Annotated in this window: 11 protein-coding genes; all 11 read left to right on the top strand. The window is 30.8% G+C overall.

All coding sequences use genetic code 11. The features are described 5' to 3' along the window. Window positions 1–16 precede the first annotated feature (16 nt). A complete protein-coding gene (gene grdC, locus D3Z33_RS00570) occupies window positions 17–1,552 on the top strand; it encodes a glycine/sarcosine/betaine reductase complex component C subunit beta (RefSeq protein WP_160195857.1) in 1,536 nt (511 codons plus the stop codon). Window positions 1,553–1,566: 14 nt separating this feature from the next. Further along, the gene (gene grdD / locus D3Z33_RS00575; protein WP_160195858.1) at window positions 1,567–2,745 is read left to right on the top strand and encodes a glycine/sarcosine/betaine reductase complex component C subunit alpha; all 1,179 of its coding nucleotides are present in this window, start codon (window positions 1,567–1,569) and stop codon (window positions 2,743–2,745) included. Between the two features lie 175 nt (window positions 2,746–2,920). Further along, complete coding sequence (locus D3Z33_RS00580) at window positions 2,921–3,982, top strand: BMP family lipoprotein (RefSeq protein ID WP_160195859.1); 1,062 nt, start codon at window positions 2,921–2,923, stop codon at window positions 3,980–3,982. A 119-nt stretch (window positions 3,983–4,101) separates the two neighbouring features. Then, window positions 4,102–5,601 (top strand): ABC transporter ATP-binding protein, encoded by a 1,500-nt coding sequence (locus tag D3Z33_RS00585; RefSeq protein WP_160195982.1) that lies wholly within the window; start codon window positions 4,102–4,104, stop codon window positions 5,599–5,601. Then, on the top strand, window positions 5,591–6,748 hold the full coding sequence (locus tag D3Z33_RS00590) for an ABC transporter permease (RefSeq protein ID WP_243153383.1): 1,158 nt from the start codon (window positions 5,591–5,593) through the stop codon (window positions 6,746–6,748). The genes D3Z33_RS00585 and D3Z33_RS00590 overlap by 11 nt, the downstream gene beginning before the upstream one ends. Further along, window positions 6,738–7,673 (top strand): ABC transporter permease, encoded by a 936-nt coding sequence (locus tag D3Z33_RS00595; protein ID WP_431768820.1) that lies wholly within the window; start codon window positions 6,738–6,740, stop codon window positions 7,671–7,673. Before D3Z33_RS00590 ends, D3Z33_RS00595 begins: the two co-directional genes overlap by 11 nt. Before the next feature lie 139 nt (window positions 7,674–7,812). Further along, complete coding sequence (gene rpoN, locus D3Z33_RS00600) at window positions 7,813–9,192, top strand: RNA polymerase factor sigma-54 (protein ID WP_160195860.1); 1,380 nt, start codon at window positions 7,813–7,815, stop codon at window positions 9,190–9,192. Window positions 9,193–9,352: 160 nt separating this feature from the next. Then, window positions 9,353–10,378, top strand: coding sequence for a sugar-binding transcriptional regulator (locus tag D3Z33_RS00605; protein ID WP_160195861.1), 1,026 nt, complete (start codon window positions 9,353–9,355; stop codon window positions 10,376–10,378). Between the two features lie 40 nt (window positions 10,379–10,418). Continuing rightward, window positions 10,419–11,432 carry a type I glyceraldehyde-3-phosphate dehydrogenase gene (gene gap / locus D3Z33_RS00610; RefSeq protein ID WP_160195862.1) on the top strand — a complete coding sequence of 338 codons (1,014 nt, stop codon included), beginning with the start codon at window positions 10,419–10,421 and terminating at the stop codon, window positions 11,430–11,432. A 78-nt stretch (window positions 11,433–11,510) separates the two neighbouring features. Further along, on the top strand, window positions 11,511–12,707 hold the full coding sequence (locus D3Z33_RS00615; protein ID WP_347561141.1) for a phosphoglycerate kinase: 1,197 nt from the start codon (window positions 11,511–11,513) through the stop codon (window positions 12,705–12,707). Window positions 12,708–12,720: 13 nt separating this feature from the next. Continuing rightward, window positions 12,721–13,467, top strand: coding sequence for a triose-phosphate isomerase (tpiA, locus tag D3Z33_RS00620; RefSeq protein ID WP_160195864.1), 747 nt, complete (start codon window positions 12,721–12,723; stop codon window positions 13,465–13,467). Window positions 13,468–13,476: the final 9 nt, after the last annotated feature.

The following is a 13,476-nucleotide window of genomic DNA, read 5'->3' on the forward strand; positions in this document are numbered from 1 at the left end:
TGGAGGTGAATATAATATGTCATTTTCAGTAATAAAAGGTACAGGATATGTATTAGTTCATACACCAGACATGATAATGCATAATGGTACTACTCAAACTACAGAAAGACATGTTAATCCAGATTCAGATTATTTAAAAAAGGTTCCAGGTCACTTAAGAAGTTATGATGAAGTTGTAAGTTATCCAGCAAATCAGACTTATATAGGTAATATTACTCCAGAAGAATTAAGAGGTTATAAATTACCTTGGTTTGACAAAAAAGTTGAGAATGCAGATAGATATGGAAAATTTGGAGAAATAATGCCGCAAGATGAATTTTTAGGTCTAATGAAAATAGTTGACGTATTTGATCTTGTTTTACTCGAAAACTCTTTTACAGATGATGTAAGGGAAAAGTTAGTTAAGCATCCTCTTATAACAGATGAATTAATTAATAAATTAAAAGCTGGTGAAGAAATAGCTACAATAGAAAAAGAAATAAATGAAAATCATGCTGAAGCTTTATATAACAATGGTGAGATTATAGGTTGTGTTAAAAGAGCTCATGATATAGATACGAATTTAAATGCACATGTAATACTTGAGAATTTGGTAGTAAAGGCATCAGGTGTACTATCAATGTTAAATTTATTAAATAAAAATGAAATCAATCCTGAAGATATAGATTATGTTGTAGAGTGTTCTGAAGAAGCATGTGGTGACATGAATCAAAGAGGTGGAGGAAACTTTGCAAAAGCAATTGCAGAAGTAGCAGGATGTGTAAATGCTACGGGTTCAGATACAAGAGGATTCTGTGCAGCACCAACACATGCTTTAATAGAGGCTGCAGCACTTGTTCAATCGGGTGTATATGATAATGTTGTAATTGTAGCAGGCGGAGCTACTGCAAAGCTTGGTATGAATGGTAAAGATCATGTTAAGAAGGATATGCCTATATTAGAAGATGTATTAGGTGGATTTGCAATACTTATAAGTAAAAATGATGGAGTTAACCCTATTATTAGAACAGATCTAGTAGGAAGACATACAGTAGGAACAGGTTCTTCCCCACAAGCAGTTATAACTTCATTAATTACTAATCCTTTAGACAAAGGTGATTTAAAAATTACAGACATAGATAAATATTCTGTAGAAATGCAAAATCCTGATATTACAAAACCAGCAGGTGCAGGAGATGTACCAACTTCAAATTACAAAATGATAGCGGCATTAGGCGTTAAGAGAAAAGAATTAGAAAAGAAAGAACTAATGAATTTTGTAAATGATCATGGTATACCAGGTTGGGCTCCAACTCAAGGGCATATTCCATCAGGAGTACCTTATGTTGGATTTGCAAGAGATGAAATGCTAGATGGAAATATGAATAAAGCTATGATAGTAGGAAAAGGAAGTTTATTCTTAGGTAGAATGACAAATCTTTTTGATGGTGTATCTGTTGTAATTGAAAAAAATAGTGGTACAGTTGATGAAGAATCTTCAGTATCTGAAGAAAAAATAAGAGGCATGGTAGCAGAAGCTATGAAAGATTTTGCAGCACACCTATTAAAATAGTAGGGGGTGAAAAAATGAGTGAAGAAAATGTAAAGAAAATGATAGGTAAAGTATTTGGTGATATTGCAAATGCAATTGAAACAGGTGACTTTTCTGATAAAGTTAGTATAGGAATAACTTTAATGGGAAGTGAGCATGGTATAGAAAATATCTTAAAAGGTGCAGAACTTGCATCTGAAAATTCTTCTTTTGAAGTTATATTAATAGGACCTGAAGTAGATACTAACTTAAAAGTAGTAAAGGCTGAAACTGAAGAAGAACAACATAAAGAAATGGAAAGATTATTGGATGAAGAAATTATACAAGGTGCTGTAACTATGCATTATAATTTCCCTATTGGAGTGTCTACAGTAGGTAGAGTAATAACTCCAGGTATGGGTAAAGAAATGTATATAGCTACCACAACAGGTACTTCTTCACCTCATAGAGTAGAAGCTATGGTTAAAAATGGTCTAAATGGTATTATAACTGCCAAATCTATGGGAGTAGAAAGCCCTACTATTGGAATATTAAATGTCGATGGAGCAAGACAAGTAGAAAGGGCATTAAAAGAATTAAATTCTAATGGATACGATATTAATTTTGCAGAAAGTATGAGATCAGATGGTGGGGCAGTAATGAGAGGAAATGACTTACTTACTGGTACTCCAGATGTTATGATAGCAGATAGCTTAACTGGTAATCTTCTTATGAAGATATTCTCTTCTTTTAACACAGGAGGAAGTTATGAAGCTTTAGGTTATGGATATGGACCTGGAATAGGAGAAGGATATAAGAGAAATATTCTTATACTTTCAAGAGCTTCAGGAGTACCAGTTGTATCCAATGCTATTAAATATGCAGCACAACTTGCAAAAGGAAATGTATTAGATGTATCTCAAAAAGAATATAAAAATGCAAAAAAAGCTAAATTTGAAGATGTATTGAAGAGCTTAACTAAAGAAAAGAAAAAAAGTGATGATTCAGAACAAATAATTCAACCTGAAAAAGAAGTAGTTACAGGCTCAATTTCAGGTATAGATATTATGGAACTTGAAGATGCTGTACAAGAGTTATGGAAGAATAGTATTTATGCAGAAAGTGGAATGGGTTGTACTGGACCTATTGTAATGGTAAGTGAATCTAAACTTTCTAAAGCTATAGAGATTCTCAAAAAGGCAGGTTATGCTACAGAAGGGTCAGATCCTTGTTAAACCCCAAATTTTTCTTGGGGTTTTTTTTATATTATGCTATAATTAAATAGGAAAAGCATTTCAAAAATTTGTTAAATTCTCTTAATAAAAGAGGGAATATAGAACTTGTGTCGAAGTTATAAATTTGAGACTAAAGTTCTATATAAAAACAACAAGCAAAATGAGGAGGGTATTTATGTTAAAGAAAATTTTATCTTTAATGCTAGTATTTACATTAGTCTTTACAGTAGTAGTTGGTTGTAGTACACCAGGTACTGATGAAGACAATAACGAAGGAACTGATAGTGGTTCAGAAGGAGCAGAAAGTGATCTTAAAATGGCAATGGTAACTGATGTAGGAGGTATTAGTGATGCATCATTTAACCAATCTGCTTGGGAAGGTCACCAAAAAGTAGAAGAAGACATGGGTATCAAAGTGTCATATAAAGAATCAAGTAAAGATTCTGATTATGGTCCAAACCTTGAAACGCTTCTAGATGAAGGGAATGACCTTATTTGGGGTATAGGATATAAAATGGCAGATGCAATATCAGAAGCAGCTGGAAAAAATCCTGATCAAAAATATGCAATAGTTGACTTTGCATATGAAGAAACCCCAGAAAATGTTGTTGGAGTATTATTCCAAGATGAGCAAAGTTCATTTTTAGTTGGTTATATAGCAGGGAAAATGACTGAATCTAACAAAGTAGGTTTTGTTGGAGGTATAGAAGGTGCTGTTATATCTAGATTTGAAAATGGGTTCAAAGCTGGTGTAGAATATGCTAATCCAGAGGCAGAAGTATTAGTTCAATATGCGGAGTCATTTACTGATGCAGCTAAAGGAAAAGCCATAGCTAATTCAATGTATCAAGATGATGCTGATATAGTATTCCATGCATCAGGTGGAGTAGGTGATGGAGTTATAGAAGCAGCTAAAGAACAAGATAAATGGGCGATAGGTGTAGATAGAGACCAGAATGATTTAGCACCAGACAATGTTCTTACTTCAGCTATGAAGCGTATAGATCAAGCTGTGGTTAATATAGCAGAAGCTCTTGAAAATGATAATTTCCCTAGCGGAGAAACTATCAGATATAGCTTAGAAGATGGTGGAGTTGGAATTGCGCCTACATCAGATAAGAATGTTCCTGAAGATATATTAAATGAAGTTGAAGATGTTAAACAAAAAATCATTGATGGAGAAATTGAAGTACCATATGATGATGACACATATGAAGAATGGGAATCAAATAAATAAACAAATAAATTCTAAACAAATAAATACTATTAGCTCGGGCAAGCGCCTGAGCTTTTAGGTATTTTAGAATAGGAGGAAAAATATTGAGCAACATTGATTTTAATCATAAAGTTGTAGAGATGAAAAATATAACTAAGAAGTTTGGAAATTTCACAGCGAATGATAATATAAATCTTACTGTTCATAAAGGCGAAGTTCATGCTCTACTTGGAGAAAATGGTGCAGGAAAAACTACTCTTATGAATATATTATATGGGCTTTATAAGCAAACTTCAGGTGATATATATATAAGAGAAGAAAAAATAGATATATCCGACCCTAATGTTGCAATTGGAAAAGGTATAGGTATGGTTCATCAACATTTTATGCTTGTTCAACCATTTACAGTTACTGAAAATATCATTTTAGGAATGGAGACTGTAAAAGGAATCAGCTTAGATATGGAAAAAGCTAGAAAAGATGTAAAGGAATTATCAGATAAATATGGACTTTATGTAGATCCAGATGCTAAAATAGAAGATATATCTGTAGGAATGCAACAAAGAGTTGAGATATTAAAGGCTTTATATAGAGGAGCAGAGATACTTATATTAGATGAACCAACAGCAGTATTAACACCTCAAGAAATTGTTGATTTAATGGAAATAATGAGAGGATTAACAGAACAAGGAAAAACTATAATCATAATTACACATAAATTAAAAGAAATAAAAATGATAGCAGATTATTGTACTATAATAAGAAGAGGAAAACATATTGATACTGTAGAAGTATCTAAAACATCTCAAGATGATCTAGCATCTAAAATGGTAGGTAGAGAAGTTAATTTTAATGTGGACAAAGAAGATAGAGAGCCGGGAGATGTGACTTTAAAAATAGAAGACTTAGTAGTAAAAGATAATAGAGATATAAATGCTGTAGATGGATTATCACTTGAATTGCGTACAGGAGAAATTCTAGGACTTGCAGGAATAGATGGAAATGGACAATCTGAATTAATTGAAGCTTTAAATGGTCTTAGAAAAGTAGAGTCAGGAAAGATATTTATAAATGGAAAAGATGTAACAAACAAATCTCCTAAGGAGATATTTGATAATAAAATTGCAATAATACCAGAAGATAGGCAAAAAAGAGGATTAGTATTAGATTTTACTATGGCAGAAAATATGGTTTTAGAAAATTATAACAAGAAACCATTTTCAAAAAATGGAGTTCTTAGTTATGAAAATATAGAAAAATTTGCAAAAGATTTAATTAAGAAATTTGATGTAAGACCTGAAAATGAGAAAATAAAAGCAAAATCTTTATCAGGGGGAAATCAACAAAAAGTAATTATCGCAAGAGAAGTTACTAATAATCCTGATGTACTAATAGCAGCACAACCTACAAGAGGTCTGGATGTAGGAGCTATAGAGTATGTTCATAAATCATTAGTAAATCAAAGAGATAATGGAAAAGCAGTATTATTGGTTTCATTAGAGTTAGATGAAGTATTAAATGTATCAGATAGAATAGCAGTGATATACGAAGGTAAGATAGTTGGAGTAATTAATGCCAAAGATGCAGATGAAAATAAATTAGGTCTTATGATGGCAGGAGGTGGAACAGATGGCAGATAAAAACATGAAAAAAGATAATAAATATTCTGTGAAAGAAAGATTATTTTCAAGTGGATTAACATTTACGCTTTTATCTATTTTAGTAGGATTTTTAATAGGAGCAGTAGTACTTTTAATTGCTGGGTTTAATCCATTAGATGCTTATAGAATAATAATAGAAGGTATATTTAGTAGAACAAAATATATTTCTTATGCCATTATATATTCCACACCTCTAATAATTACAGGGCTTTCTGTAACATTTGCATTTAGAACAGGATTGTTTAATATAGGAGCAGAAGGACAATTTATAATAGGTTCACTTGTAGCAGCATTAATAGGACATTTTTTAGAATTACCTTTAGTTTTACATGTAATTGCGATTCTGATAGGAGCAGCATTAGCCGCTGGATTATGGGGTGGTATTGCAGGATTTTTAAAGGCGAAATTTGGAGTACATGAGGTTATAGCAACAATAATGCTTAACTGGACTGCACTATATTTAAATAATTATATTATAATGAAACCTTTCTTTAGAAGACCAGAAAGTGAGACATCAAAAGATATATTAGATAGTGCAAGTATTACATTTGTTGAAAAATGGAAATATAGTGATGCAGGAAGAGAATGGTTAAGTGGACATCCTTATTTAAAAGATTTCTTAGCGGCTCCTGCAAATGCTGGAATTATTTTCGCTATAATTTTAGCAATAATGATATGGTATATTTTAAACAAGACTACATTAGGATATGAACTTCGTGCTGTAGGATATAATAAATTTGCAGCAGAATATGGCGGAATTAAAGTCAAAAAAAGTATTATTACATCAATGGTAATTGCTGGAGCTATTGCAGGACTAGCTGGAGCTATACAAGTAATGGGTGTAACTAAAAATGTAATAGTGTTACCACTTATGGAAGGTTATGGATTTGATGGAATAGCTGTGTCTCTTATAGCAGGAAATATGGCAATAGGAAATATTTTTTCAGGGTTATTATTTGGAGCACTTAAATATGGTGGACCTAAAATACAACCACCATTAGGGGCGCCATCTGAAGTAATTGACATAATGATAGGAACTATAGTGTTCTTTATAGCTATACCAAGAATATTTAAGATGGTACTAGAAATAAAGAACAAGAAACGAGGTGAAAAAAGTGCTAGGTGATTTAGGATTTATAATAGGAACTTCACTTATGTATGCAGCACCACTTTTATTTACAGCTTTAGGTGGAGTTATGTCAGAAAACTCTGGTGTAGTTAATATAGGTCTTGAAGGAATGATGTCAGTAGGTGCATTTACGGGAGCAGCAGTAGGATATTTCTCGGGAAATCCATGGCTTGCTTTTATTCTTGCAGGACTTGCTGCTGGAGTGTTTGGTTTACTTCATGCTATAGCTTCTGTTACATTTCATGCAGAGCAGGTAGTATCAGGTATTGCAATTAACTTTTTAGGTCCTGGTATTGCATTATTTATGAGTAGATTGTTATTTAATAACTCTACAATGACTAAATCAATAGATTTTTCTGCTAAAATGCCAAGACCATTAAATGGAGTGTTTGAGTCAAATTCTTTTTTAGACTTAGTGTTTAATCAATATGCTACTGTTTATATGGCTTTTATATTAGTTTTTATAGTTTGGTTTACATTATATAAGACAAAGTTAGGATTAAGAATAAGAGCTGTTGGAGAACATCCAGCAGCAGCAGATACATTGGGAGTTAGTGTAACTAAGATAAGATACTTATCTGTGATATTATCAGGTGTATTTGCAGGGTTTGGAGGAGCTGCTATGAGTATTGCAGTTGTTTCTAACTTTAGACCTACATTAATATCTGGTCAAGGATTTATAGCACTTGCTGCAGTAATATTTGGTAAGTGGAAGCCACAAGGTGCTATGTGGGCATGCTTATTGTTTGGAGCAGCTCAAGGACTGACTGTTTATTTAGGAGGTTCATCTATAATAAATATTTCATCACAATTATTAGCAATGCTTCCTTATTTATTAACATTAATAATTCTTACAGGATTTGTAGGTAGGGCAACAGCTCCAACTGCAAATGGTGAACCTTATCAAAAAGGTGAAAGATAAAAGCGATCATATGATCGCTTTTTTATTAATCTTTATTATGGTTAGTATGTTTAGCTTTAAGTAATCGTTTATTTTTGGTATAATGTAAATAGATAAACATATATTTATACTATAGATAAAAAAGGTTGGGGTGAAATATATGAGGATGGGATTTGATTTATCATTACAACAGACTCAAAAACTAGTTATGACTCCAGAGTTAAGACAGGCTATTAAGCTATTACAATTTAACAGCTATGAACTCAATGAATATTTAGAAACTCAAATGGAATCTAATCCTTTAATAGAAAGAGAATTAAAAAAAGATAATAAAGAAGCTCAAGAAGACGTTTCTATAGATCAAAAAGAGGAGATTGACTGGAAAGAATATTCAAATCAATATGATGATATTAGTTATAAAAAAGTCAATAGAAATAAAGAAGAATATAATTATGAAAATTTTATAACGAAAGAGGAGTCTTTAAAAGAACATTTATCTTTGCAATTAGATTTAACTCTTTCAGAAGGTATAGATAAATTAATTGCATCAATTTTAATTGAAAATATAGATAGTAATGGTTATATTACTACTACTTTAGAAGATATTTCATCATATCTAAATATAAGTACAAAAAAGATAGAAGATATTTTATATCTCATTCAAACATTTGAACCAATAGGTGTAGGAGCAAGAGATTTAAAAGAATGTTTAAAAATTCAATTAAAAAATAAAAATTTAGATAGTACTGATATCATATCTATAATAAATAATCATTTGGAAGATGTAGGAGCAAATAGATTAGGAAAAATATCAAAAACAATTGGTATAAGTATAAAAAGAGTTCAGTATCTTTGTGATATAATTAAAACACTTGAGCCTAAACCTGGTAGAGGATTTCCAAGTGACGATGATGATATAAAATATGTTAAACCTGATGTAATATTAGAAGAAATTGATGGAGAATATATAATAAGAGTAAATGATACTACGGCACCAAGATTGGTTATAAATGATTTTTATAAAAATATGTTAAATAATAAAGAAAATAATGATGCTTCTAAATTTATTAATCATAAATTAAATTCTGCTATGTGGCTTATTAAAAGTATAGAACAGAGAAGAATGACGATATTTAAAGTAGTTACTTCTATTGTGAAATATCAAAAGGATTTTTTCAAAAAAGGACAGAAATTTTTGAAGCCTTTAACTTTGAGAGAAATAGCAGATGATATAGAAATGCATGAGTCTACAGTAAGTAGAGCAACAAATGGGAAGTATATTCAAACCCCTAGAGGATTATTTGAACTAAAGTATTTTTTCTCTAGTGGTATAAAAGCAAGTGATGGAAATGTAGCTTCTACAGGTGTTAAATCAATAATAAAAGAATTAGTAGATAATGAAAATCCTAAAAAACCTTTAAGTGATCAAAAAATAGCTGATACACTTAAACAAAAAGAAATAAATATTTCTAGACGAACTGTAGCTAAATATAGAGATGAACTAAATATTCCATCATCATCAAAAAGAAGAAGATACTAGAAAATTTAAATTTTCTAGTATCTTCTTCTTTTTTTGCTTGAAATTATTTGACTTTTAAATTATAATAAACTTGAAGGCAATATTTTTTTAAGCAAAGTGGGACTAATAATAACATACGGGGCATTTTAAGTCCCATCTAATTAATTTAGGAGTGTAAAGTATGAAAGATATAATTAATCTGCAAAAAAAAATTATGCCTGAAATGATAGAATTGCTCAATAAGAGGTATAATATATTAAGAACTGTTTATTATAACTCTCCTATTGGAAGAAGAACCTTAGCAAATTCATTAGGAATAGGAGAAAGGGCAATTAGAACAGAAGTTGACATTCTAAAAAAGCAAGGGTTATTAGAAGTTAAATCTATGGGTATGAATGTTACAGAAGTAGGCATAAATATAATAGATGATTTAAAAGAATTCATTTATGAATTGAGAGATTTATCAATTCTAGAAGAAAAATTAAAAAAAATATTGAATTTAAAAAATATTTATGTAGTACCAGGTGATTTTGATAATGATCAATACATATTATCTGATATTGGAAAAGAGGCTTCAAAACACATATTAAATACCATAAATGATAATAATATACTAGGAATCACTGGTGGAACTACTATGGCTGAGGTTGCAAATAATATGCCTAATGTTCATAATCTAAAAGATATATTAGTTTTGCCAGCAAGAGGTGGAATTGGTAAGGATTTAAAAACTCAATCTAATAATATTGCGGCGAAAATAGCAGAAAAGTTGAATGGTAGTTATAAATTGTTACATATACCAGACAATATTGGAAAAGAAGCATTGGATACTCTTATGAAATTTGATGAAATAAAATCTTTGATAGATTCTATAAAAAAAATAGATGTATTAGTATTTGGAATTGGTAGAGCAGATACTATGGCTGAAAGAAGAAATCTATCTGAAGATATCATAGATTCACTTAGAACAAATAAAGCTGTATCAGAAGCATTTGGATATTATTTTGATACTTTTGGAAATATAGTAAGAGAATCAAACACTGTAGGGCTTAATTTAAAAGATTTTAAAAGAATCAAAAATGTAATAGGAATTGCGGCAGGAGCAAAAAAGTCAGAAGCAATACTTGCAATTACAGCCTTAAGAAATGATTTAACTCTAATAGTTGATGAAGGTGCAGCAAGATCAATACTTAAGAAAGTTAAATAATTAAATTTAAAATATAAAAAAATAAGAGGAGGAATTATTAATGACTATGAAAGTAGCAATTAATGGTTTTGGTAGAATAGGAAGAAATGTATTGAGAGCAGCATTAGAAGATAATGTTGAGGAGTTAGAATTTGTTGCAGTTAATAACTCAGGTAAGGTTGAAGATCTAGCACATTTATTTAAATATGATTCACTTTTTGGAAAATTTGAAGGAGAAGTGAAGGCAGAAGATGACTATATAGTAATTGATGGTAAAAAAATAAAGAAATTAAATGAAAGAGATCCTGAAAAATTACCATGGAAAGAACTTGGAGTAGATTTAGTAATTGAATCAACAGGAGTATTCAGAGATAGAGAAGGTGCAGAAAAGCATATTAAAGCAGGAGCTAAAAAAGTATTAATTTCTGCTCCAGCAAAAGACGAAGATATTACTATAGTAATGGGTGTAAATGAAAAAGATTATGACAAAGATAATCATAACATTATTTCAAATGCATCTTGTACTACAAACTGTTTAGCACCTTTCTCAAAAGTTATATTAGATAAATTTGGTATTAAAAGTGGACTTATGACAACAGTTCATGCATATACTAATGACCAAAGAATATTAGATGGAACGCATAAAGACTTAAGAAGAGCAAGAGCAGCAGCAGAAAGTATAATTCCAACAACAACAGGAGCAGCAAAAGCTGTAGGATTAGTTATTCCTGAACTTAAAGGTATAGTTAATGGTATGGCAATGAGAGTACCAACACCAACTGTTTCAGTAGTTGATATAGTATTCGAATTAGAAAATAGTGCAACAGCTGAAGAAGTAAACAAAGCATTAAAAGAAGCTGCAGAAGGAGAATTAAAAGGAATATTAGCTTACTCTGATGAACCATTAGTATCTATGGATTATAGAAAAGATCCTAACTCATCAATTATAGATGGATTATCTACTATGACAGTAGGAGATAATTTAGTTAAAGTTGTATCTTGGTATGATAATGAGTGGGGTTATTCTTCAAGAGTAGTAGACTTAGCTAAACTTATAGCAGAAAAAGGACTTTAATAAAAATAACAACCGGTTATATAGATTCTATATAACCGGTTTCACTAGTAAGCACTAATGAATATTAAAGGAGTGAATTTGATGCAAAATAAGAAGACTGTAGAAGATTTAGATATAAGAGGTAAAAGAGTATTAGTTAGATGTGACTTTAATGTTCCAATGGACGAAAATAGAAATATAACAGATGACAGAAGAATAAAAAGTGCACTTCCTACGATTAAATATATATTAGAAAATGATGGAAAAGTTGTACTTATGTCTCACTTAGGTAGACCAAAAGGTGAAGCTAAGAAGGAATTTAGTTTAGAACCAGTTGCAAAAAGACTTGCAGACTTATTAGGAAGAGAAGTTATATTTGCAGAAGATGATGAAGTTGTAGGGGAAAGTGCAAAAAAAGCAGTAAGTGAAATGGAAATTGGAGATGTAGTATTACTTCAGAATACTAGATTTAGAAAAGAAGAAAAGAAAAATGAAGAAGAATTTGCTAAAAGCTTAGCATCGTTAGGTGATATTTTTGTAAATGATGCTTTTGGAACAGCGCATAGAGCTCATGCATCAAATGTAGGAGTTTCAAATCACTTACCTTCTGCAATTGGATACTTAGTAAAACGTGAATTAGATATTATGGCTGGTGCAATTTCAAATCCAGAAAGACCTTTCCTTGCAATACTTGGAGGAGCAAAAGTAACTGATAAAATAGGAGTAATAGAAAATTTATTAGATAAAGTAGATTCTTTAATAATAGGTGGAGGCATGTCTTATACATTTTTAAATGCAAAAGGACATGAAGTAGGTACATCCTTGTTAGAAAAAGATAAGGTGAATTTAGCAAAAGAATTAATGGAAAAAGCAGAACAAAAAAATGTGAAACTTTTATTGCCTGTAGATATAGTTATAACAAAAGAATTTAAAAATGATTCAGAATATAAAACTGTAAATATTGATAGTATACCAAAAGATATGATGGGGCTTGATATAGGAGAAAAAACTAGAGATTTATTTTCTGAAGAAATAAAAAATTCTAAAACTGTAATCTGGAATGGTCCAATGGGCGTATTTGAAATGGAAAATTTCGCGAAGGGAACTAATAGAATAGCAGAAGCTATGGCTGAATCTGATGCTACAACTATAATAGGTGGTGGAGATAGTGCAGCAGCTGTAGAAAAAACAGGATTAAATGATAAAATGACTCATATCTCTACTGGTGGTGGAGCATCACTTGAACTTTTTGAAGGAAAGAAATTACCAGGAATTGAAGCTCTAGAAGATAAATAGGGGGTAATATAAAGTGAGAAAACCAATAATTGCTGGAAACTGGAAAATGAATAAAACAATATCTGAAGGTGTTGATTTTGTAAAACAAATCAAACATCTCGGAGATAACACTGATGTAGAAGTTGTGGTATGTGTACCATTTGTATCACTTGAAAGTATTAAAAAAGAGCTTAAAGGTAGTAATGTAAAATTAGGTTCTCAAAATATTCATTGGGAAGAAAATGGTGCTTATACAGGTGAAATATCACCTTTGATGTTAAAAGAAATTGGTATAGATTATGCTATCATAGGACATTCAGAAAGAAGACAATACTTTGCAGAGACAGATGAAACAGTAAATAAAAAAGTAAAAACAAGTTTAGATCATGGTATAAATCCTATTGTATGTGTTGGTGAAACATTAGAAGAAAGAGAAAATAATACTGCAAAAGAAAAAGTAAAAGTTCAAATAACTAAAGCATTAGAGGGAATAAGTGAAAAAGAAATGTCAGATATAGTTTTAGCTTATGAGCCTATTTGGGCAATAGGTACAGGAAAAACTGCTTCTAGTGAAGATGCAAATGAGATGATAGCTTTTATAAGAGATATAGTTAAGGAGAAATACGATGAAGAGATATCAGAAACTGTAAGGATTCAATACGGTGGTAGTGTTAAACCTCAAAATGTTACTGAAATTATGAATCAACCTGATATTGATGGAGCATTAGTAGGAGGAGCAAGTCTTAAAAAAGATGACTTCACTGAACTTGTAAGGTTTTAAAGGAGGACA

The sequence above is a fragment of the Senegalia massiliensis genome (assembly GCF_009911265.1).
Taxonomy (GTDB): Bacteria; Bacillota; Clostridia; order Tissierellales; family SIT17; genus Anaeromonas; species Anaeromonas massiliensis_A.

What these genes read in the sequence shown, in the direction of transcription:
- D3Z33_RS00605 (WP_160195861.1), top strand. Translation starts at nt 9,353, where the DNA reads ATGAAAGATATAATTAATCTGCAAAAAAAAATTATGCCTGAAATGATA.
- D3Z33_RS00590 (WP_243153383.1), top strand. Translation starts at nt 5,591, where the DNA reads ATGGCAGATAAAAACATGAAAAAAGATAATAAATATTCTGTGAAAGAA.
- D3Z33_RS00585 (WP_160195982.1), top strand. Translation starts at nt 4,102, where the DNA reads ATGAAAAATATAACTAAGAAGTTTGGAAATTTCACAGCGAATGATAAT.
- rpoN (WP_160195860.1), top strand. Translation starts at nt 7,813, where the DNA reads ATGAGGATGGGATTTGATTTATCATTACAACAGACTCAAAAACTAGTT.
- grdC (WP_160195857.1), top strand. Translation starts at nt 17, where the DNA reads ATGTCATTTTCAGTAATAAAAGGTACAGGATATGTATTAGTTCATACA.
- grdD (WP_160195858.1), top strand. Translation starts at nt 1,567, where the DNA reads ATGAGTGAAGAAAATGTAAAGAAAATGATAGGTAAAGTATTTGGTGAT.
- D3Z33_RS00580 (WP_160195859.1), top strand. Translation starts at nt 2,921, where the DNA reads ATGTTAAAGAAAATTTTATCTTTAATGCTAGTATTTACATTAGTCTTT.
- gap (WP_160195862.1), top strand. Translation starts at nt 10,419, where the DNA reads ATGACTATGAAAGTAGCAATTAATGGTTTTGGTAGAATAGGAAGAAAT.